Here is a 23,069-nt window from a genome sequence, read left to right on the forward strand (position 1 = left end):
CTCATCCATTGTCGAACTTCCTTTTTCCCATTTTCCAACTGTGCTAAACTCTAATCAGCAATGCTTGATGAGGAGACTTGTGTGCCCAGTCAGGGAGTTGGAGGAAATGGGATTGCATCGGAATTTGGAGACTTAACCGGGATGACTCGCCAAGAAGTCGATGACTTTTTGCGCGGACTGGGTGCAGAAATCAGAACTACTAGAGATGGTTATGTTGCATATAATTTTTTTGATAAGTCAACAGTAATGATCCGTCCTAACGGTGAAGTGATTAGAACCCCTGCACCGAAATATGACTCAGATGGAAGAAATATCAACAAAGGTTTGCGTCTCGATATAGATGGTAATTTATTGCGGAGGAGAGACAAATTTGGTAATTTAATTCCAGGTACTCACAATACGGGAGAAAAATTAAATGAGTGATTGGAAGGATGACTATAACTTGCTTGGCTTGGGTGGCTTTACATCTTTAATCACAAAAGTCAACGTATCTTTCTGGGGAAACGAAGTATTAATTGAATGCGTCTACAATCCAGAAGAAAGATTGCCTTATATGCTGGCATTCAAAGACTGTCGCGATATCAGTTGGACTGTACACGATGAAGAGGCAGTTGGCGAACCTGAATCTGAATTTTTCGGAATTACTTTGGGCGAGCCGGAACACCGCAAGCCTGCAGTGATTACTACAGACATTTTTGAGATTTCAATTTTGTACGGCAGTTTTAGCATTCAAAAGGGAGAAAAACTAAATTCTGAAGATTTAGAGACAGAGGTTTTGGTATCACAAGCGCAAGCAGTCGCTTAGTAATTTCGATTTGAGCGGTGAAATTTTAGATAAAAGACTTGGGAATGAGTTAAGAAACCGAGGTTTTGGTATCACAAGCGTATTGCGTAGCTACTTGCACAAGGTAATGTGCTAAATTAGAAACGGCAAGGGTTGATGAGGAGACTTGAGTGCCGAGTCAGGGAGTTGGAGGCAATGGAATTGCATCGGAATTTGGAGACTTAAGCGGGATGACTCGCCAAGAAGTCGATGACTTTTTGCGCGGGCTGGGTGCAGAAATCAGAACTACTGAAGGGGGTTATCTTGAATACGAATTTGCCGATCGTTCGCGAGTCAATATTCGTACTGATGGTGAAGTTATACGCACCCCCAGCTCCCAGATACGGTTCAGATGGCCGAAGAATAAACAAAGGTTTGCGTCTTGACAAAGACGGCAGCTTGGTCAAAACACGCGATGAATTTGGCAACCCAATTCTGGGTACACACAATACTGGAGAAAAAGTGAGGAATTAGTATGCCGGATGACTACAACTTGCTTAATTTAGGGGGACTGACATCCCTCGTAACGAATGTTAATGTCTGTTTGTGGGGAAATGAAATTTTATTTGAATGTATTTACGATCCTACAGGGGATCGCTTGCCTTATACCATAGTATTTCATGACTGCCGAGATATCAGTTGGGAGGTGTTCCATCCTGAAGATGTACAAGAGCCTGAAGCTGATTTAATAGGCATTCATTTGGGTGAGGACGCGCACCGGACAGCGGCTTTAATTCATACAGATATTTTTGAAATTTCAATTTTGTACGGCAGTTTTAGCATTCACAAAGGAGATAATTTTAATTCACCAAGAGCCGATTTAGAAACAGAGGTTTTGGCCTCGGGTACGCCAGCAGTATTGTACAAATAACCAATAATATGGTTTCCGGTTGCATCGGAATGATTTAACCGCAGAGAACGCAGAGAACACAGAGGGAGATAAGAGAGATGAATAATTCCGATGCTAACAGATTTGATATAACCAGTAACCAAATCAGTTTACGATACTTAATATAACTTTTTTTGCCAAATGAGGTAACACAAAATGCCTGATATTGTTGATATTGCCGTAGGTGCGGGTTCGTTCCAAACCCTGGTAACAGCGGTGCAAGTAGCTAATTTAGTAGATGCGCTCAAAAGTCCGGGCCCTTTCACTGTCTTTGCACCCACTGACGATGCTTTTGCGAAATTGCCACCGGGAACTATCACAACCCTAGTGCAGAACGTTCCCCAACTGACCAGGATTTTGATGTTTCACGTCGTCTCCGGCAAGTTTATGAAGGCTGATTTGGCAAAACTCGGTTTTGTTACTTCCTTGGAAGGTTCGCCGATTAAAATTGATTGTTCTGACGGTTTTGAGGTGAAAAATGCTACAGTTGTCGCTGCGGATATCGAAGCTGACAACGGCGTGATCCATGTGATCGATAACGTGATTTTAATGGGATAATTTCGCCGTCTAATCTCGCTGCGGGAGCAAACCAGGTGCCTTGCGGTGCCGCTTTGCTCCCGATCGCACGCTTTTTTTTATCGGTTGAAAGTAATATAAATATAAAAAAGTTGTTTTTTCGGCGGATGTATTTTAAGATGATTGTTTGAAAAAGTTTAAAAATCAATAATTATAATATAAGCAAACCAGTTTGGTGAGCACTATGCAAATCCTAGCCGCCAGCCTCAAAGCAAAAGTCCGCCAGCGTACCTTGGAAGTGCAAGTTCTCAACGAACTTACTGCAAAAGTTCAAGCCGCTCTCAGTGCTGATGAAATTTGGTCTGCGTGTCTGGCACATCTCGATCGCCTGATTCCTGGAGAGGCGATCGCCATTTTGACGCTACCGGACGATCAAATATATCTGGAACAGTTACAGCCGTTACGTCCTAGCACCAAAGCCGAAATGGAAGGGCGCTTGCAAGCTGCTCGCGCTGAATGGCTTGCTGGCAATCGGGACTGGGCGCACAACATCACTCCGCCACCAATTGCTCAGTTTCAGTCGGTGTTGATGGCACCAGCCAACCTGGATGAAAGTGAAGAATTGTTGGGAGTATTTTTCATTGGTGCAGAGCAGGCAACTGCTTTTAATTTGGAACACCTTTGTTTGCTCCACACTGTAGCTCAAATTTGTGCAAAACAGTTAATAACTATAGCACGTCAAACGACCAGAGTCAAGGATAAATTTCAAAATAATTTTGCTCTGGATTCGGAAAGTCAAGAACTATTGTTGCGGGCTGTAATGGACGATGCCCCGGACAGAGTTTTTGCGAAAAATAGAAACTTTAGATACATTTTTGTAAATCAAAGTTTTGCTGAATATGTGGGGAAAAATGTTGAGGAAATTATCGGCAAAGATGATATTGAATTAGGGTTTTCAGCCGAATTAGTATTTGGCGATCGCAACAGCCGAATTAGGGGCATCCGCGAGGAAGATCGAGCAGTGCTGGCTGGGGAGAGGGTTCGCAATCCCTACCAGGCGCTCCTCTTTGAAGGTGGCAAACAGCACATCTTTGACACGCAAAAAGTGCCACTGTGCGATGCAGAGGGTAATATATTTGGGGTTTTGGGCTTTTCTAGAGAGATTGGTCAATTGCAGGCCACAGATGAAGCCAGGAATCAAAGCCAAGCCAAACTGCAAAAAATTACTGCTAGCGTACCCGGTACGGTATATCAAATTGATTTGAATCCAGACGGCTCGATGGCCTTCTCGTTTGTAAGCGCGGGCTGCCGAGAATTGTATGAAATAGAACCAGAGGCTGCTCAGCAGGATTTTAATGTAATTGTTGACATGATTCATCCCGAAGATCGAGATGATTTTCTCAACTCGGTGACGCTTTCTGCTGAAAATTTGCAGCCTTGGCGGTGGGAAGGAAAAATTGTCACTCCGTCAGGAAAACTTAAATGGGTGCAAGGAGCTTCCCAGCCAGAATTTCAAGCATCGGGGGAGATAGTTTACTATGGCTTGTTCACGGATATTAGCGCCCGGAAACAAGCTGAACAGAAGCTGCAACTTTATCAACAAATCTTTTTGAAATCCAACGATGCGATCGCGATCTTAGACCCCCAAGGCTATTACTTAGAAACAAATCAAGCTCACACGGCTTTGCTGGGTAACAGCGCGTCAAAATTGTGGGGAAAAACACCTGCAACTCACATGGGAGAACAGGCATTTATGTCTGTGCTGCAAAGCTTGGCAGAAACAGGGAGTTACCGAGGCGAAATGACCTGTATTAAGGCTGTGCAAGAAGGAACAGTTGAGGTGGAGGTTTCGGCTTTTGCGGTTATCAATGATGCTGGGGATGTAGTTTGTTACGTAAGTGTCAAAAGAGACATCACCGAACGCAAGCGAGCTGAGGAAAAACTAAAACTTTACCGAGAAATATTTTTAAACTCCAATGATGCGATCGTCATTATCGATGCTGATGGGTTTTTCCTCGAACAAAATCTTGCTCACCAAACGCTTTTAGAATACACAGACGCGGAATTAGAAGCTGAAGCGTCGCCGCTGGTTGCGGGGGAGCGCTTTTCGGCAATTGCCCAAAGTTTAGCGAAAACAGGAAGTTTTCGGGGCGAAATTACTAACTGCACTAAAAAAGGCCAGACGCTGGCGATCGACGTTGCCGCATACTCTGTGATTAACAACGCCGACGATGTAATTTGTCATGTCTGCGTCAAGCGCGACATTACCGAACGCAAAAAAGGAGAAGAAGAACGGCAAAAATTTGTGTCGCTGATTGAAAACAGCAGCGATTTTATCGGTATGGCTACCCTGAAAGGCAAAACGCTTTTTGTCAACGAAGCCGGACGAAAACTGGTGGGTGTAGAGAATCTTTCGGCAGTGCTTTATACGGAGATCTGGGATTATATTGGGCCCAATTTTCAACAGAAATTCAGTCAAGAGATTTTACCAACAATTATCAGTCATGGCCAGTGGCAAGGCGAAGGTCAAATGCACCACTTGCACAGCGGAAAACCCATTGATGTTGTGATGAATGCTTTTCTGGTCAAGCACCCTCAAACCACCGAACCGCTGTGCTTTGCTGCGGTAATTCGCGATGTCACCGAACGCAAGCAAGCTGAGAGAATGCTGCGGGAACAAGCAGAACAAGAACGCCTGGTTTCGGCGATCGCCCAGCGAGTCCGGCAGTCTCTCAACCTCACTCAAACTCTGAGCACTGCTGTACATGAAGTGCGGCAGTTGCTGGCAACTGACCGCACGGTAATTTATCGTTTTGATTCCGAGGAAACAGCGATTGTGGTTGTGGAATCGGTAGGGGATGATTGGATGCCCCTGCTGGGCAGAAAAGTTCAAAGAACATCCTTTGGGGAAAGTTATGTATGGCTGTACAGTGCAGAAACAATTCAAGCAATGGCAGATATTTATACGGCTAATTTGAGCGAGGAACACCGAGATTTACTTGCTAGTTTGCAGGTAAGAGCTAATGTAGTTGTACCAATTTTTATAGGCGATGAAAGTCAAGGTTTGGCAACAGAATACTCGCCGGAAACTCGAATTGAACTGCCGGGAAGGAGTTTGGAAACGAGTCAACATCGGTTGTGGGGATTGCTGATTGCCCATCAGTGCAGATCTCCGCGCGTTTGGACTGATTCTGAGGTGGATTTGCTGGGAAGGTTGAGCGTGCAGTTGGCGATCGCCATTCAGCAATCTACTCTTTTTGAACAAGCGCAGCAGGCCCGAGAAGCAGCCCTAGAAGCGTCTCGAATGAAGTCGTTATTTTTAGCAAATATGAGTCACGAAATTCGTACTCCGATGAATGGAGTGATGGGGATGACTGATTTGCTGCTGAAAACGAATCTTACTCCCGAACAGATCGACTTTGTGCAGACGCTGAAACTCAGCGGCCAAAATTTGCTGTCCATCATTAACGATATTCTGGATCTCTCCAAACTGGAAGCAGGAGAAATGCGCTTAGAAATACTAGAATTTAACCTCAGTATCTGTATGAATGAAGTGCTGGATTTGTTGGCAACTCCCGCAGAAGAAAAAGGTATAGAAGTGGTGGCACTGATTGACAGCGACGTGCCGCTGCAAATTAAAGGTGATGCAGCGCGGTTGCGGCAAATACTCACTAATTTGATCAACAATGCTATTAAGTTTACAGAATCAGGAGAAGTGGTAATTGAGGTTGCTAATGCTAGTAATCCTGGGTTATTGGCAGCCAGCGATAATCAGAAAATTTTAGAGAGTATCGAACCGTTAAAAATAGAAAATAATGACTCCATGCTCCTGCTGTTTAAAGTCACAGATACAGGAATTGGGATTGCTCCCGAAGATAAAAAAAAGCTGTTTCAATCTTTTACTCAAGTTGATGCCTCTACGACCAGAAAATATGGTGGCACAGGTTTGGGGCTGGCTATTTCTAAGGAGTTGGTGGAGTTAATGGGTGGCCAAATAGGTGTGGAAAGTACCCCTGGCCAAGGCTCGACTTTTTGGTTTACTGTGCCGACAGTTAAGGAAAATTTAACTGCTGTCGGGACAGCGTGCGAAGTGAATTTAGAAACGGTGCTGGCGGGGCGAAAAATGTTAGTTGCCAGCGACAAGCCGACAGTGCGAAAAGTGCTAGTGAGAATGGCTGTTTTGTGGGGAATGGAGGTTGAGGAGGTTGAGAACGGTTGGATGACGATCGCATCTCTGTACAAAGCTGTCAGCGTTAATTCCCCTTACGATATCGTTTTGGTTGATATTCAGTTGCCGGAAATGGTGGCGGGAAGTCTCGAAGGCTTGAGGATTTCTGAGCCGGCAATGCAGCAGACAAAGTGGGTGGTGCTGACTTCAATGACTCAGGTTGCAGAGGCGAAACGCTTGGTAGAGAGCGGTTTTAGTGGCTATTTAACTAAACCTGTTAAAGCTCACCGACTATTTGATTGCTTGGCGAATGCGATCGCCCCGATGACGCTGATTGATGAGCCGCTGGCAAATTCAACTTCCAATCGAGCCTCAGCTATTGACAACCGGGAGTTAGCAAGTTTAAAGATTTTGTTAGTTGAAGATACTCCCATCAATCAAAAAGTTGGTATCAATCAACTCAGAGTTTTGGGATGCACCGCAGATGTGGCCAATAACGGCGCAGAGGCGCTATCTATGGTTGCTCTGAAAAAGTATGACATTGTGTTGATGGACTGTCAGATGCCGATTTTGGACGGTTACGAAGCAACGCTGGAATTGCGCCGCCGGGAAGCGGCAGATGTTGCTGCTGGCAAGATGGAGCCACATCAAAAGACGGTGGTGATTGCGATGACGGCGAATGCTTTGAAGGGCGATCGGGAAAAGTGTCTGGCGGCGGGCATGGACGATTATATTAGCAAACCTATTGCGATTGAAAAGTTAAAATCGGTACTAGCAAATTGGTCGGCTAAGCTAAAAATTGAAACTCCCAAGTTTAATGGCGAGGAACTTCAAAATTCTGAGCCAGATATCGAATCGGTAGTCGATATGGCACGTTTGCACGAAATTTCGGGCGCTGATTTAGAGTTTGAGCGGGAAATACTGCAAGCTTTTGTGGTGGATACTGGTAGTTATTTAGAAGCTGCTAAGGGGGCGATCGCCTCGGGAGATATGGAGACACTGGCGCGCCACGCTCATCAAATTAAAGGTGTCAGCGCTACGGCGGCGGTGCGGTTAATGCCCGAGATGGCAGATCAGCTTCAAAGTCTGGCCGAATCTAATGATTTGGAGGGGGCTACAAAAATTATCGCTGAATTAGAAATAATTCTGGCGAGGGTTGAAAAGTTGGTGGCTAGTGAGTAAGCTGGAGGCATCCTAAGTGCAGCCAAATTAAATAATAGAGTTTTAAATGTTCAGCCCGCCAAAAATAAAATACTTGGCGGGCTGCGAGCGCTATTTTACTTTGTCTGGTGTTCTGAGAAAATATTGATACCCCTATCACATCTCAGAACATGAACCATTTTACTAAACTGTCGCGCCGAAAAATGCTGCTAATGTTGGGTGGAAGCTTTTTAGCTGCCACAACAGTTTCTATTCCAGTTGAAGCCGCAAAAAAAGGGAAAAGAAGTCGCAGCAGTGATCGGTATTATCCGCGAAACTATAATACAAATCCAACTCCATCACCCGTAGCTCCTCCCCCTCCACCAGTACCAGAGCCATACCGTCCAACTTCTCCAGTCGTAATGTTTGGAGTCGGAGGAGGAGTCCTTGGTGCATTTGGTTTCATCGGTGCATGGCTAATGAAGATGAATCAGAAATCTACCTCACCAACTCCAAGCCCAGTAGAGCGGCGAGTGAAACCTGCTAAACTAGCAACCCCCGAAATTGCTGACTGGTACGTATTCCGATCGGGTAAAGCTGAGGGGCCGTATACCACATTGCAACTTTGGGAAGTTCAGAAAATCACAGATCGCACAAAAGTTAGACGAGGAGAAGCTGACTGGCAGCGCGCCGGTGAAGTTTCAGAACTGGCAAAGTACCTTACAAAGAAATAGATATCCTTCCTTTCTAAGTACAGCAGGTTACAAATTGGAGTGCCTCCTAAGTGCAGCGGTTCTGATCGCACTTCCACAGCAACCGGAACCCTTGCCAGCACTCAGCACCTAATCCTAAAACTTCCGCCGTGACAGGGCGGGCGTACCAGAAATCTAAGCGGGAAAGTTTGGTTCTGACCAGCGAGAAGAGGACAGGGGTAGAGGATTTGACCAGTGGGGAATAGGGCATTGAAATATACAATTTAAATGCGCCACAGCTTAATTAATTTTCTGGCGAACCGGGCAGGAGTACCCGATCGCGGACGGCTCTTGGCAGCCCCCACGAGGGAGCGCGTGTAAAGATTTTTAATCTTTTATCAAGATATTTATCTCAATGTGAAGGAATTCGGAACTCTTATAACATCTTGTGTGTTGTAGCTTGTGACACTACTGTATTAAGTTATTGTGGTCAAATATAAAATAATCATTAAGCCGATGGCTCTGAGGGTGCTTTTCGTCGATCGGCTTGAGACACCAAGACCCGCTTTTCGCTATCCCCGCCCATTAAGTGCGTATTTACGCTCAACGAGGTTTTATGACTCCAGTCATGTTACGCCAACTCTGGTCATTAATTGAGACCACCCAAGCTACTCTGTTAGTGAATTTGGACGATGCCACCCTGGTACAGTGGCTGCTCAAGCAGTTGAAGATGAACTCTGCGCTTAATGGCAAAGAAGCAGATTTGTTGGACGAATACATCCAGTCTCGGCTTTCCCTAATCCGCGATTTAGCTGAGCAGCGCCTAGCACCAGAGCGGTTCTGAGCCGATTAAATCAAAATTCCATAAATATTGCAGGAAAGGACGATCGCCCGCAGCGGGCAAAAAAATAACAGGCTGGTAGCGAGTACACTTGTCTGGGTGCAGAACTGGGTGCAGAACGGCTAAGCCAGAAGCCGTCGGCTCTTGTACATCGCCGATCGCCACAGTTCTGACAGCTACAAGGTAGGATTGTCAGGAAAGCGTTCTACTAAAATCTATGCGTAAATGGGGATTTCTGCTACTAGCAAGTGTGTTACTTGTGGCACCGTTGGCGTCTTGTAGGGATCGATCGGCACAAACCGGACAAACAACAGCAACAACTGCAGCAGGTGGCAACTCGCAACAAGGTTCCAGCCGGATAGATACAATTATCAGCCGCGGCAAACTGATTTGTGGCATCAGCGGCGAACTGCCGGGTTTTAGCTTTGTAGACGAAAAAGGCAAATATTCGGGACTGGATGTGGATGTGTGCAGGGCTGTCGCGGCGGCAATATTTGACGACCCCGAAAAAGTCGAGTACCGAAAACTCAACGCCACAGATAGATTTACAGTTTTGCAGGCGGGAGAAATCGACATTCTCAGCCGAAATACCACCTACACGGCGAGTCGCGACAGCACTACCGGACTGGAATTTGCCCCAATTATCTTTTATGACTCTCAAAGCATCATGGTCAAAAAAGACAGCGGCATCAAAAGTTTAAAAGATTTTGCGGGCAAATCTATCTGCGTGCAGACAGGTACGAGCACGGAACAAAATTTGTCCGACCAAATGCGAAAATTAGGAATTAAATACACTCCTGTGGTGTTTCCAGATGTGAATGCTACCTTTGCTACCTATCAAGAAGGTCGCTGTCAAGGGATTACTGCCGATCGATCGCAGCTAGTCTCGAAGCGGACAACTCTGCCGAATTCCGAGAATAATGTTGTTTTGCCGATCGTGATGTCAAAAGAACCGTTAGCCCCAGCGGTAAAAAGTGGCGATCCTAAATGGTCGGACGCGGTGAGATGGGTTATTTTCGCGGCGATTGAAGCTGAGGATTTGGGAATTAATTCGGGAAATGTAGACAAAATTGTTGCAAGCACTACAGACCCGAACGTCAAACGTTTGCTAGGAACAGAAGGAGATTTAGGTAAAGGTTTGGGACTCCCGAATGACTACGCCGTCCGCGTTGTGAAGAAAGTTGGGAATTACGGAGAAATGTACGATCGCAACCTCGGCCCCAAAAGTACACTTAAGTTAGAACGGGGTCAAAACAGACTCTGGAAAGATGGCGGTTTGCTTTACTCGCCGCCGTTCCGTTAGTAAAGCTATGTAGGGTGCGTGACGGTGAAAATCCCGATCGCCAATCGAGTAACTATAGCAATCCTAAATCATTTGCATAATTATTGTAGGGGCAATCCCCCCGTGGTTGCCCGATAGATAGGGGGTAGGCACGGGGGCACTACCCCTACAAATTTATCAGAATCATTTAGGATTGCTATATCAAGTCATATCAAATCCGGTAGCATCGGAATTATTCATCTCTGTATTCTCTCCCTCTGCGTTCTCTGCGCCCTCTGTGGTTAAATCATTCCGATGCAACCGGAAACGATATCACGCACCAAAGCTCAATCTCGCCTGGATTTGCCAGCAGATTTATCAAATATAATTTAAGTTATGAATCCAGAACCTCAACCGGGCAAATCGCATAAATTGCCCAAATTTAAAGATATATCAAAACTGCTGCGGGACGATCGCTTCTGGAAAATTGCCGGACAGGCGATCGCCCTAATTTTAGTAATAGTTGTTATCGCCATTCTCTGGGACAATCTCAATGCCAACTACTCGCAACTGGGGATTGCGTTTGGATTTGATTTTCTCAATTCCCAAGCATCTTTTGACATTGGCGAAACCGTGATTCCCTACAGTCCCGAAAATACTTACAGACAAGCTTATTTTGTCGGTTTAATCAACTCGCTGCGGGTGATGGGTCTGGGGATTGTTTTCGCAACAATTGCGGGTTTGACTGTAGGAATTGCCCGCCTTTCCGACAATTGGCTGCTGCGGAATTTGGCTGCTTTGTATGTAGAAATTCTGCGAAATACGCCGTTATTGCTGCAATTATTTTTCTGGTATTTTGCAGTTTTTATTTCCCTGCCAAAACTGGAAGACAATCAGCAGATGAGGGGGCCGATTTACTTGACAAATCGCGGCATTGCTGTACCTTGGCCTGTGGCTTTGCCCGGTTTCGAGATTTGGGTGATTTTGCTAACACTCGGAGTTTTGGCGGCGGCTGGGCTGTGGATGTGGCGGGCGCGGGTGATGCTGGAAGAAGCTAAGCCGGGAAGACAGTTGTTTTGGGCTGTAGGTGCGATCATCCTCAGTGCAATCTTAGCTTTGATTATCACCAAAAATCTGCCTTTTCGTCTAGATTTCCCCCGCCTGACAGCAGGATTGCAACTCGAAGGAGGATTAAAGTTAACTCCAGAATTTGCAGCCTTGGTGACAGGGCTCAGCTTGTATACTGGCAGTTACATTGCAGAAATTGTCCGGGCCGGAATTCAGTCAGTATCGAGAGGTCAGTGGGAAGCGGGAAAGTCTTTGGGGCTAAAGTCTGGAACAATGATGCGGATGGTAATTTTGCCGCAAGCTTTGCGGGTGATTGTGCCGCCTTTAACCAGTCAGTATCTGAATTTAGCTAAGAATTCGAGTTTAGCGGTTGCGGTTGCTTATCCCGACGTTTATTTTGTGGTGGGGTCTCCGACGCTGAATCAGACCGGAAGGGCGATCGAAGCAATGTTAATTATCATGGTAACATACCTAACAATTAGTTTGATAGTTTCTCTGTTCATGAATTGGTACAATAAAACTGTACAAATCAAGGAAAGGTAAAGACTTTAAATTTAACCCAATTTACTGGTAATCAAAGGATAGCGCATAAAGTGGCATACAGTGAATGTAGCTTATACAGAGAAACCAAAACTTGTGAGTTGACGATTAACCAATAATAAATAAGTCACAACTATCTTTAGCTTGTTAGTATTAAAGTTGAGGCAGATCAAATGACACAAGAATTAATTGCTCTTAGGAATAGCATATTGGAAGGAAGGTATACGGATGCTTTGGCAATAGTCGATGAGTTAGATGGAATGAGCAAACAGGCAATTTTGCGACAAATCCAATCTTTTTTAAATGTTCTGCTGATTCACTTGATAAAAAATCAAGTTGAACAACGATTAACTGGTTCTTGGGCAAGTTCGATTCGCAATTCAATCAGAGAAATTAAGAAGGCAAATATTAAAGATAATAAAACATCTTATTACATCAATTCTGATGAATGGGATAGTTTTATAGAGGAGGAGGTGATTGAGGATGCGATCGCAGAGGCTGCAGAGGAAGTATTGAATGGTGTTTATACTCAATTTCAACTTGCAGAGATGATGGATAGAAACCTGATTATTCAAACCGCTGTGAGGTTATTAAACTTGACTTATATCCATTCCGCCAAAGATTTACCCGCAGTGTTAGCCCAGCATTTAAGTCAGTTACCAGGTGGAGAAGATTGGATAAATCGGCGAAAATAAGTAGGATTTTTTTTAGCCTTGGCGATTGGAAATCGCGTCTACACAAACAAAACCCGCCTACGCGGGTTAATAAAATAACTGCTTGTTACTCTACGTCATAGGATTGAAAACCGCTATATGGAAACTGTCCCCATATTACCGCCCCCAGCCACCGAATCGCCTACCCCTTGGAATTGGGCGCGCAAAAACCTATTTAGTACCTGGTACAACAGCATTCTGACAGTAGTTTGCCTAATTATCGCCTTCCAAACTATTAAAGGAATTATCGTTTGGACAACAACAAAAGCTCAATGGCGCGTGTTAGAAGCTAACTTGCCGCTATTTTTCGCGGGAAGATTTCCCCGCGACTACTACTGGAGGCTGTGGATAGTAACGGCCATAATTGCCTTGTTGGGAGGATTAACTTGGGGAAACATTCAGCGGCAAGAACGTCTTTGGAATCCGCCTTTACTAATTATACTAGGTGCTGCGGTTGTGGGTGCGGTCATTTCGCCGATCGACCTAACCTCTCGCTTCTACCTCTTAGGAATAATTATCGCAGCCGCCGCCAGCTATGCCATCGGAAGGCAAATTAGCCCAAAAATCATGGGCTGGATGCCTGCAATTTGGGTTCTTTCCTTCCCAATAGTTTTGTGGCTAATTAAAGGCGGGTTGGGTTTGACAGAAGTGTCAACAAATGATTGGGGCGGTTTAGTATTGACCCTGTTTTTAGCAGTTATTAGTATTGTGCTTTCCTTTCCTTTGGGAGTATTGCTAGCACTCGGCAGACAAAGTTCTTTGCCCGTTGTGAGACTGTTATCAACATTATATATTGAAATTATTCGTGGTTTACCATTAATTGGCATTTTGTTTTTAGGTCAAGTAATGCTGCAACTCTTCTTGCCACCAGAGTATCCTAAATTGGATAGAGTAATTAGAGCGATTGCGGGACTGACTCTATTCAGTGCAGCATACTTGGCGGAAAACGTGCGCGGTGGCTTGCAGGCCGTGCCTAGGGGACAGATAGAAGCAGCGAGGTCGATCGGGCTAAATACACCCCTACTCACAATTCTCATTGTACTGCCTCAAGCACTGCGAATAGTCATTCCTGCGATCGGCGGTCAATTCATCGGATTATTTATGGATACATCCCTACTTGCCCTATTCGGAATGTTAGAATTAATCGGAATATCCCGCGCAGTTTTAGCAAATCCATCCTATATCGGCAGGTACGCCGAAGTTTACATATTCGTCGGCATCATTTATTGGATATTTTGCTACTCAATGTCCCTAGCAAGCCGCAAAATAGAGCGAACTTTAGAAGTAGGCCAGCGCTAAAAACTCATCTACTTTCATCAGCGTTCATCAGCGTTCATCAGCCTCCATCTGCGGTTTAAAAATAAAAAAAATATGGAAACTCAGCAAACAAGCCCAGAAACAGTAATTGTCGCAGAAAACGTCCACAAATGGTACGGACAATTTCACGTACTGCGCGGCGTCAGCATGACCGTAAACCGAGGTGAAGTCGTTGTCGTGATGGGGCCATCCGGTTCAGGAAAATCGACATTTATTCGCACATTCAACGCATTAGAAGAATACCAACAAGGTAAAATTACGATCGACGGAATCGAACTTTCCCACGACTTACGCAACATCGAGAAAATTCGCCAAGAAGTAGGAATGGTGTTTCAGCAATTCAACCTATTTCCCCACCTATCAGTCTTGCAGAACGTCATGCTAGCCCCGGTGTGGGTGCGCCGCTGGCCCAAGAAAAAAGCTGAAGAAGTGGCAATGCAACTGTTAGAAAGAGTGGGAATTTTGGAACAAGCAAAAAAATATCCCGGACAGTTGTCTGGGGGACAGCAGCAGCGGGTAGCGATTGCACGTTCTCTAGCCATGCAGCCTAAAATCATGCTGTTTGATGAACCGACATCAGCATTAGACCCGGAGATGGTGCGGGAAGTTCTAGATGTAATGCGAAATTTGGCTCAAACAGGAATTACAATGGTGGTGGTGACTCACGAAGTCGGTTTTGCGCGCGAAGTTGCCGATCGCATTGTATTGATGGATGGCGGTGTTTTGGTTGAAGAAGCTGCGCCGGAAGAGTTTTTTCATAATCCGAAGGAAGAACGCACGCGCAAGTTTTTATCTCAGATATTGTAAAGTAGAGATACGATTTAATGCCAAGCAATCCACAATTTTCTGACGAAGAAATTTATCAACAGATAGCCTCGCTTGTCAGGAATTTTAAGCTATTGCAGTGCGCTGAATGTGCTGAAGTTATTAAAAATTGGTTAAAAGCAAACGGTATTAACGGAACTCATCTTCAACTAAAGTTGGTAGGACGAGGATATTTTATAGTTAGTCAACGGTGGGAAGAAGGCAGAACACCGATTACTCAGAATGGCACACACTACGGTATTGAGGTTCGCAACCGAGTGTTTGATAATTTGTCAACAACCGGACTGACTAGAGAAGAATGGATCGAAGACTTTGACTGTCCGAGCGGTCAGTTTATTCTCGAATAAATTGAAAGCTTTTAATTGTATCAATTTACATAAAGGAGGAATAAATAATGACTCAATTTTACGAATTACTCGCTCGCATTCAAAAAAAACCGGGAATGTACATGGGTTCCCCTTCTATCAGCCACTTATTTATGTTCTTGTGCGGATATCAACACGCCCGCGATTTGCTCGAAACCCCGTTCACAGAACAAGAGGAAGAATTTGCAGAATTTCAGCCTTGGCTGCAAAAGAGATTTACTGTTAACACCTCCGCTTCTTGGGCTAAAATTATTCTCTTCTATTCAACTGATGAAAGTCATGCTTTTGACATTTTCTTTGATTTGCTGCAAGAATTTATTAAGGATAAATATCCGTTGGATAAGGTAGATGATAATAAGTCTGCCGTTTTGATTTGTGATTGATTCCCTAGACTCGGATAATAGCGTTACAATGGTATATATAAGCCAGAAAATCTCGATTTTATATGCCATCAATAAAAACACTGCCACTGGTTAAAGATGCTGAACGCCTAGAAAGTCGCCTCAAAGAAATTCCGGCGGTTCCGGGTGTATATTTAATGCGCGATGAGGGCGATCGCATCCTGTACATCGGCAAATCAAAAAGACTGCGAAACCGCGTCCGTTCCTACTTCCGCGAAACCCAAAATCTCAGTCCCCGCATCGCGATGATGGTGCAGCAAGTGCGCGAAATTGAATTCATCGCCACCGACACAGAAGCAGAAGCTTTAGCGTTAGAAGCAAACCTCGTAAAACAGCACCAACCTTACTTTAATGTACTCCTAAAAGATGATAAGAAATATCCTTATTTGTGCATAACTTGGTCGGAGGAATACCCGCGCATTTTTATCACCCGCAAACGCCGCGCAGGTAGTGCAAAAGACCGCTATTACGGCCCCTACGTCGATACAGGGGCGCTGCGGAGTACGCTGCATTTAATTAATCGGATTTTCCCGCTGCGGCAGCGCCCTCAACCGTTGTTTAAAGACCGTCCCTGTCTGAACTACGACATCGGGCGCTGCGTTGGCGTTTGTCAAGGGTTAACTTCGCCGGAGGAATACCGAAAAATTATCCAAAAAGTAGCGATGATTTTTCAGGGAAGAACTCAGGAATTACTCGATTTGTTAGCGCCGCAAATGGAACAAGCTGCCGAAGATTTAAACTTTGAAACGGCGGCGCGCATTCGCGACCAAATTAAGGGTTTGCAGTCTTTGAGTGCGGGTCAAAAAGTATCTTTGCCAGACGATACGGTTTCCAGAGATGCGATCGCCCTTGCGGCCGATAGTCAGCACGCTTGCGTTCAATTGTTCCAAATTCGCGCCGGTCAATTGGTCGGAAGATTGGGATTCATGGCGGAAATACCCCCCCAACCCAGGGCGGACACGGGGGGGCAAGAGTTATCTCAATCTCTTGTAAAAGATGGGCAAGAGTTATCTCAACTTTCTCTTTCCTCCCCCCCTTGCCAAGGGGGGGAACGAGGGGGGGTAGAGGCCGGAGCGATTTTGCAGCGGGTGTTGGAAGAACACTATCAAAATGTCGAATCCGTAGAAATTCCCAGCCAAATTTCAGTACAGTACGAATTGCCAGAAGGGGAAATATTAGCAGATTGGTTGAGCAACCGTAAGGGGCGAAAAGTTACGATTTTGACGCCGCAGCGGCAAACTAAGGCTGAGTTGATTGAGATGGTGGAACGCAACGCTGAGTATGAATTGGCGAGAATGCAAAGATTGAGCGATCGCAATTCTCAAGCAATGCAAGATTTAGCAGAAATTCTCGATATGCCAGAAGTTCCTCGCCGCATTGAAGGTTACGATATTTCTCATATTCAAGGTTCTGACGCCGTAGCTTCCCGCGTCGTATTTATTGACGGTTTGCCGGCTAATCAGCACTACCGCCATTACAAAATTAAAAATCCTGAAATTAAATCTGGTCATTCTGATGATTTTGCTAGTTTAGCAGAAGTTATCGGTCGCCGATTCCGAGGAGTGAAGGGAGAAGGAAGTTCGGCAGCGGATTTAACGGATGGGAAGAAGGAAGAAGAAAGAAGTTCGGCAACGAGCAATGTACGGGATTTAACGGATAGAAGAAAGAAGGAAGATGAATTGAGTAATGTAGGAGAACCGGAAGAAATTAGTAGTTTGTCTTCGGTTTCTCATACTATTTCCGACAAACCCGACTTAATTATGATAGATGGTGGCAAAGGTCAACTGTCAGCAGTTGTGGTTGTTTTGCGGGAGATGAATTTGCTAGAAGAGTTGCGCGTTGTCAGTTTGGCAAAGCAGCGAGAGGAGATATTTTTGCCGGGGGAATCTTTGCCACTGCCAACTAATTCTGAGCAGCCAGGGGTACAATTATTGCGCCGGGTGCGGGATGAGGCGCACAGATTTGCTGTGAGTTTTCACCGGGATCGAAGAAGCGAGAGAATGAAGCGATCGCGCCTTGATGAAATTCCCGGATTGGGACACCACCGACAAAAACAATTGTTAGCACATTTTCGGTCGATCGACTACCTGCGTTTAGCAACTCCCGAACAGTTGGCAGAAGTTTCTGGGATTGGGCCGCGTCTGGCGCAGCAAATTTACGCTTATTTTCATCCGTAAAGCCTTTCGCAGCGTGGGAGAGGGGGATTTTTGGGTGGATTGGGCGATCGGGGCGCAAGTCCCTATTCAGCCAGTGTGAGGGAGGTATTCAAAAATTTTGCACAGGCCTATTGCAATCCCCAGAGACTTGTGGTAAGTTTAGTTTCTGTGTGCGGGCATAGTTTAGTGGTAAAACTTTAGCCTTCCAAGCTAACTATGCGGGTTCGATTCCCGCTGCCCGCTTACGTCTATAAGAACCTCAAACCAACGATAAATCAACGGTTTGAGGTTTTTTATTGCTGATTTTCTCGGTTTTCAAGGGGTCTGGTTGACTAGAAATTGACTAGAAATTGGATACAAAATGACTACGATTTGACGACGGAACGACCAAACTGAGTATCAACTGAGTATCCAATGAGTACCCGATCGCCCTTTTTGGAGACAATTTGGAGACAAATGAATACAAATTGAATACAAAGCATAACTGTATTCAGTTTGAGCCGTTTAGCTTTGCAAGTATCTCTCAAAACGCCTCCACATCTCAGCTTGGGGTGAGCTGGGTACAAAAATAATGAGTTAACATAGAGTGCCCTGATTTGGCAAGATTGCCGATCGAACTCAGCTTGAGTTATGACTGATTCGGAATCGCATCAATCACAAGGAGAAGCCGTGAAATATTTTTCAGTAGTAATGAATTTGCTGCGGGAACGGCAACAATTTCTCGAAGAAATTCGCCAAGGTGTCAAGCTCAAATCAAAAATTTTTGGTTTGTTGATTTCCAGTACCATATTTTTTGGGATTTACGGAGCAATATTAGGTGCATCTAGTACGTGGATGCAATGTCTCGTTTCAGCAATCAAGTTGCCAGCACTTTACTTGCTGACACTGATTATCTGCTTTCCCACACTATACTTTTTTAATGTCATGTTTGGTTCAAAACGAACTTTTGAACAGTATTTGACATTGTTGATGACAGCGATGGCGATGATTAGCGTTTTGCTGTTTGGATTTGCACCGGTCAGCCTGTTTTTTCTAATCAGCAGTACCAATTACACTTTTTATCTGTTGCTGAATGTTGCTATCATGGCAATTACAGGATTTTTGGGGGTAAGTTTCATTTATCAAGGAATGCACTTTCTGTCCGAACAAGATGCCGAAGGCAAAGACATCAGGCTAAATATTTTGCGCTTCTGGTTGGGACTTTATGCGTTTGTTGGCAGTCAGTTGGGATGGACGCTGAGACCGTTTTTTGGCGCACCGGGCCAAGCTTTTGAACTGTTCCGAAACCGAGAAAGCAATTTTTATATGAGTCTGTGGCAATCAATTATGTCTCTGGGAGGATCGTAATTAATCGCAATTTAAGGAGATTTTAAATAGTGATACAAGCAGATTTGGATGAATTGAAAATTCCTGAAAAGGAGTTAGATGATTTGAGTGGAATAGCTTTGAGCGACGGTTTTGCAGCGGATTTTTACCGACCTGCGGCACTCCGGGACGGCAAAAAGCTGTTTGCTCTTTTGTTCCATGAGTTGTTGATATTTTGCGTGACGCTTGTTGTATCGCTGCCTGTGGCTTTGCTGGTCAATAAACATAATGTAGGTTCAGTTAACGATGCTGAGATATTTGTCCGGGTTTTACAATTAACTTTCGGTTTTTCGCTGGCGATTACTGTTGCTTGGAATGTCTATAAATGGGTAAAGGCAAAGCCTCTGGCAACGCTGGCGGGTCTGCTGGATGAAGTTGAGAAATATCATGAGGTAATTCAGGCTTTAGATATTATCGATCGCCTAACGGCTGCTGGCAATTTACAAGCCAATTTAATTAACCGAGGAGATGCAATTGAAGCCTTACAAATCACTCGAGAAAGTTTAGTCTGTGCTTTGAAAACAGAGAGGATTCTCAGGGAAAATCAGCAATTTATAGGTCGCCGTTACGAGTTATTTGCTAATATTGAAAGTAATTTGGCTGCTTTGATGGCATTGGATGTGAGCGATCGGGCGTCTGAATACGGGCGGTTACTAAATGAGGCTTTGGAGATTGGGATGAGCGTGCACAAAGAGGTAAGAAAGTTGCAAAATGGACGTTAGAGTTGTTGCAGAGTTCCTGGTTTGTTGTAAAAGTAGTAACTGAGATCTTGCACCATGCTCAAGAACAGGCATCCTGCCTGTGCCACAAAAATTTAATTTTCTTGTGGGGTGGGCATCCTGCCCGCCCATGATATCAATTCCGATGTGCGATTCGTTTAACCAAAATGAGCAGAAATACTTAGGGACGGTTAGCCTGGTTCAACAGAACCTTGATAACTGATTACACATCTAGGTGCAGGGTTCCTCCCTTAGTCCTAGCCTCCAAGTGCAGGAGTGAAAGCATTTTCCCTATGTTGTTGGGTAGCAACCAACAGGATAAAGCGGGGATCAAAGGCAGAAAGACTTCTAGCCGAATGAGGTAGCTGTCGAGCAAGAACTTATGCGTAGCGAAAGCAAAAATGTGTCTGAACCACCGTTATGATAGATGGTCAAACGGCTTATAGACCAAGCCCAAAGGCAAGGATAGGGCGTAAGCAATTATCGGATTGACTTACAAGCACTGCCCAAAAACCCGGTGGATAGCATTACGCTAAAAGTTCAACCAATGTGTAATCGGAACGAAGTAAAGCGCTCACAGCCCTTAAATAATTAAGTAGGTTGCTAGCTATAAGCTGTGAGTGTGAGGGATGGTCGCAGAAGCCAATGCTTTGTTGTAATGACAGAGATAAGCTGACAGCACCGGGTAGCGTAAAAGGCAGGGTCTTTAGTAGCCCTTTACAAGCCTAAAACCTGGGAGCAATCTTAAGGTGGGATTTAGGGGTAAACAGGAATCTGTCAAGCAGTAAGAAAGAGAATATATCTTCAGAATACTGTATCCATGACCAGGATTATGTTACTTAGGAGCCGTGTGCGGTGAAGCGCGACGTGCAAAGTCGCATTTGATGAGTAGAGAGCCGTCTCTCTCTGGGGTACTTCTCCTCAGTCCTCGTGTAAAAGACTCAATCCGAGTCCGGTCACAACGAAAGTAAGTAATAAAATCGTTGGAGTGCAGACCACACAAGCATCTAAGCTGATAGCCTAAATCGGTAGTGTATGCAAGAGGAAGAAAAGGAAGGGTTAACGATAAGTAAACGACTAATCTAGCTCCGTGATACACGAAAAGGTGAAATCAGGCTGGAACACCTTAACCAAAAGGTAAATAGCTGATTATTAGAAGTTTCGCTGTCTAATAAAGAAGTTCAAAAAGCTATCGGAGTATGAGTCGAACCCTAACCTTTTTCGCAGGTCATCAAAAGCGAAACACGGTAAGCCCAATAGACTCTCTCTTAAGGTCGAAACAAGAGAGTAAGCCAAGAGTAATCACAGCCGAATTGTCTAGGGGGTAAAGGAAGTCAGAGAAAGCGAACGCCCTGTGTAATGCAGAGGATAAGGGTTGAGGAATATCCCAACATCACACCGCCTGAAAATGGTAGCCCACTTCTGACAGGTCTTAAACGATAAACAGGATTCAAAGAAACTAAACGGAGATTGAAAGATGGAAACCACTATGGTTATCGGAAGCTCTGGACAACTTAACGACTGGTCACAGATTGACTGGAAATCAATCGTCAAGAATGTTAAGAATCTGAGGAAACGGATTTATCGTGCCACACAGAGCGGTCAGTGGAATCAGGTCAGAAGCCTCACAAAACTGATGTTAAGAAGCTTCGACAATCTAATTTTGTCAGTGCGTAAAGTTACCCAACTGAATCAAGGAAAACGAACAGCAGGTGTGGACAAGGAGGTAGCATTAACACCTGAACAACGGGTAAAACTCATCCGAGAAATGGGGCAGCACACACTATGGAAGGTTAAACCCACCAAAAGAGTATATATACCAAAAGCCAATGGGAAGCAAAGACCATTAGGCATCCCCACCATCAAGGATAGAGTAGCACAAGCCATAGTTAAGAACGCTCTAGAACCAATCTGGGAAGCTCTTTTCGAGGCAAACAGTTATGGATTCAGAGTCGGAAGAAGTTGCCACGATGCCATTGAGCAGTGTTTTCTACGCCTACAAGGTAATAGAGACACATGGGTTCTGGATGCCGACCTATCAGGATTCTTCGACAATATCACTCATGAAACCATCCTACATTCCATAGGGAATTTCCCCGCCCGCAGCCTAATCAAGCAATGGTTAAAAGCAGGATACATAGACAAGGGAAAACTTCATGAAACACAAAGCGGAACGCCACAAGGAGGCATTATCAGCCCCCTACTGGCAAATATCGGCTTACACGGTCTGGAAAACTTCTTGAGCCAATTCAAGAAGGTCAAAGGCTCATACAAATCCGATAGATATGGTTTCGTCCGATACGCAGACGACTTCATCGTCACCGCTACCTGTCAAGAAGACATAGAGAAAATCCGACCTGAAATCGAACAATGGCTATCCAACAAAGGGTTACAACTAAATAGGGAGAAAACCCGAATCGTGCACATCAGCGAAGGATTTAATTTTCTTGGGTTCAATCTCAGACAATACAATGGCAAACTACTGATCAAACCGCAAAAAGAGAAAGCCCTAAAATTCCTTAAGGAAATCAGGGAATGGCTCAAAAGAAATAAAACGGTAGAACAGAAAATTGTCATTGAACAATTAAACCCCAAACTTCGAGGCTTTGGAAACTACTATCGCCACGCCGTCAGCAAAGAAGTGTTTAGCTACATCAGTTCTGAGGTATGGATAGCACTTTGGCGATGGGCAAAACGGCGACACCCAAACAAGAGCAAACGGTGGATTGCCAACCGATACTTTAAAATTAGAGGCAAAGGGTGGGAGTTTACCTGCAATGTCAAGGACAGAAAAGGTAACAACAAGGAAATTAGCCTATTTAACATAGCTAAAATACCCATCGAACGCCACATAAAGGTAAAAGGAACAGCATCCCCAGACGACCCCAACCTAACAAAATATTGGGCTAAAAGAGCCACAAAATCTGGGAAAACCATCTGGGAAAAAGGGTCGAAGTATTACCAAATTGCCCAAAATCAAGGAGGGAAATGCCCTATCTGTGGCGAATATCTTAGCAATGGTGAAGCTATCGAAACACATCACATAGTACCAATGACAAAAGGAGGCTCGGATGACATCGACAATCTCCAGCACCTACACAAAATCTGTCATAAAGTGGTACACAGTGGTAAACGTACTGTGAAGGCAGAGGCTTGAGCCGGATGATGCGACAAGTGTCAAGTCCGGTTCTTAGGGGCGCGACCTGAAAGGTCGTTCGGCACGTGGAGCCTACTCCACTAAGGGATTCACACCCCTTACTCTCACGTAAA

General features: G+C 44.8%; 20 protein-coding genes and 1 tRNA gene. 20 read left to right on the forward strand and 1 reads right to left on the reverse strand.

The genetic code is table 11. The features are described 5' to 3' along the window. Positions 1-81: 81 nt before the first annotated feature. The 8 genes from QUA58_RS23060 to QUA58_RS23095 all read left to right on the forward strand — a co-directional run bounded on the left by QUA58_RS23060 (position 82) and on the right by QUA58_RS23095 (position 9,072). Positions 82-423 (forward strand): hypothetical protein, encoded by a 342-nt coding sequence (locus tag QUA58_RS23060; RefSeq protein ID WP_333396184.1) that lies wholly within the window; start codon positions 82-84, stop codon positions 421-423. After that, positions 416-805, forward strand: coding sequence for a hypothetical protein (locus QUA58_RS23065; protein ID WP_333253667.1), 390 nt, complete (start codon positions 416-418; stop codon positions 803-805). The genes QUA58_RS23060 and QUA58_RS23065 overlap by 8 nt, the downstream gene beginning before the upstream one ends. A 149-nt stretch (positions 806-954) precedes the next feature. Then, entirely contained in the window at positions 955-1,209 is a 255-nt protein-coding gene (locus QUA58_RS23070) for a hypothetical protein (protein WP_333396185.1), read from the forward strand. An 89-nt stretch (positions 1,210-1,298) separates the two neighbouring features. Further along, positions 1,299-1,694 (forward strand): hypothetical protein, encoded by a 396-nt coding sequence (locus tag QUA58_RS23075; protein ID WP_333253663.1) that lies wholly within the window; start codon positions 1,299-1,301, stop codon positions 1,692-1,694. 174 nt (positions 1,695-1,868) lie between these two features. Beyond that, complete coding sequence (locus tag QUA58_RS23080; protein WP_006634220.1) at positions 1,869-2,270, forward strand: fasciclin domain-containing protein; 402 nt, start codon at positions 1,869-1,871, stop codon at positions 2,268-2,270. Between the two features lie 202 nt (positions 2,271-2,472). Then, entirely contained in the window at positions 2,473-7,578 is a 5,106-nt protein-coding gene (locus tag QUA58_RS23085) for a PAS domain S-box protein (RefSeq protein WP_333396205.1), read from the forward strand. Between the two features lie 149 nt (positions 7,579-7,727). Continuing rightward, entirely contained in the window at positions 7,728-8,270 is a 543-nt protein-coding gene (locus QUA58_RS23090) for a DUF4339 domain-containing protein (protein ID WP_333396187.1), read from the forward strand. A gap of 574 nt (positions 8,271-8,844) precedes the next feature. Further along, a complete protein-coding gene (locus tag QUA58_RS23095) occupies positions 8,845-9,072 on the forward strand; it encodes a hypothetical protein (protein WP_333253654.1) in 228 nt (75 codons plus the stop codon). Here QUA58_RS23095 and QUA58_RS23100 read toward each other — a convergent pair. Then, positions 9,052-9,234 (reverse strand): hypothetical protein, encoded by a 183-nt coding sequence (locus tag QUA58_RS23100; RefSeq protein ID WP_333396189.1) that lies wholly within the window; start codon positions 9,232-9,234, stop codon positions 9,052-9,054. The genes QUA58_RS23095 and QUA58_RS23100 overlap by 21 nt on opposite strands. Before the next feature lie 52 nt (positions 9,235-9,286). Between QUA58_RS23100 and QUA58_RS23105 the strand changes: the two genes are divergently transcribed. The 12 genes from QUA58_RS23105 (at position 9,287) to ltrA (ending at position 22,956) form a co-directional block, all read left to right on the forward strand. After that, positions 9,287-10,372 carry an amino acid ABC transporter substrate-binding protein gene (locus tag QUA58_RS23105; RefSeq protein ID WP_333396191.1) on the forward strand — a complete coding sequence of 362 codons (1,086 nt, stop codon included), beginning with the start codon at positions 9,287-9,289 and terminating at the stop codon, positions 10,370-10,372. Between the two features lie 354 nt (positions 10,373-10,726). Further along, positions 10,727-11,941 (forward strand): ABC transporter permease subunit, encoded by a 1,215-nt coding sequence (locus QUA58_RS23110; RefSeq protein ID WP_333396192.1) that lies wholly within the window; start codon positions 10,727-10,729, stop codon positions 11,939-11,941. Positions 11,942-12,111: 170 nt separating this feature from the next. Further along, the gene (locus tag QUA58_RS23115) at positions 12,112-12,633 is read left to right on the forward strand and encodes a DUF29 family protein (RefSeq protein ID WP_333396193.1); all 522 of its coding nucleotides are present in this window, start codon (positions 12,112-12,114) and stop codon (positions 12,631-12,633) included. Positions 12,634-12,750: 117 nt separating this feature from the next. Then, positions 12,751-13,950 (forward strand): amino acid ABC transporter permease, encoded by a 1,200-nt coding sequence (locus QUA58_RS23120; protein ID WP_333396195.1) that lies wholly within the window; start codon positions 12,751-12,753, stop codon positions 13,948-13,950. A 72-nt stretch (positions 13,951-14,022) separates the two neighbouring features. Continuing rightward, a complete protein-coding gene (locus QUA58_RS23125; RefSeq protein WP_333396197.1) occupies positions 14,023-14,775 on the forward strand; it encodes an amino acid ABC transporter ATP-binding protein in 753 nt (250 codons plus the stop codon). Positions 14,776-14,792: 17 nt separating this feature from the next. Beyond that, a complete protein-coding gene (locus tag QUA58_RS23130) occupies positions 14,793-15,140 on the forward strand; it encodes a papain fold toxin domain-containing protein (protein WP_333396199.1) in 348 nt (115 codons plus the stop codon). A 47-nt stretch (positions 15,141-15,187) separates the two neighbouring features. Then, positions 15,188-15,541, forward strand: coding sequence for a hypothetical protein (locus QUA58_RS23135; protein WP_333396200.1), 354 nt, complete (start codon positions 15,188-15,190; stop codon positions 15,539-15,541). 62 nt (positions 15,542-15,603) lie between these two features. Next, complete coding sequence (uvrC, locus tag QUA58_RS23140) at positions 15,604-17,736, forward strand: excinuclease ABC subunit UvrC (protein WP_333396202.1); 2,133 nt, start codon at positions 15,604-15,606, stop codon at positions 17,734-17,736. A gap of 151 nt (positions 17,737-17,887) precedes the next feature. Further along, positions 17,888-17,958, forward strand: a tRNA-Gly gene (locus QUA58_RS23145). 387 nt (positions 17,959-18,345) lie between these two features. After that, a complete protein-coding gene (locus QUA58_RS23150; protein ID WP_333310086.1) occupies positions 18,346-19,062 on the forward strand; it encodes an actin-binding WH2 domain-containing protein in 717 nt (238 codons plus the stop codon). 29 nt (positions 19,063-19,091) lie between these two features. Continuing rightward, positions 19,092-19,802 carry a hypothetical protein gene (locus QUA58_RS23155; protein WP_333257461.1) on the forward strand — a complete coding sequence of 237 codons (711 nt, stop codon included), beginning with the start codon at positions 19,092-19,094 and terminating at the stop codon, positions 19,800-19,802. A 1,474-nt stretch (positions 19,803-21,276) separates the two neighbouring features. Further along, a complete protein-coding gene (gene ltrA / locus QUA58_RS23160; RefSeq protein WP_333396203.1) occupies positions 21,277-22,956 on the forward strand; it encodes a group II intron reverse transcriptase/maturase in 1,680 nt (559 codons plus the stop codon). Positions 22,957-23,069: the final 113 nt, after the last annotated feature.

The sequence above is a fragment of the Microcoleus sp. N9_A1 genome (assembly GCF_036701795.1).
GTDB lineage: Bacteria > Cyanobacteriota > Cyanobacteriia > Cyanobacteriales > Microcoleaceae > Microcoleus.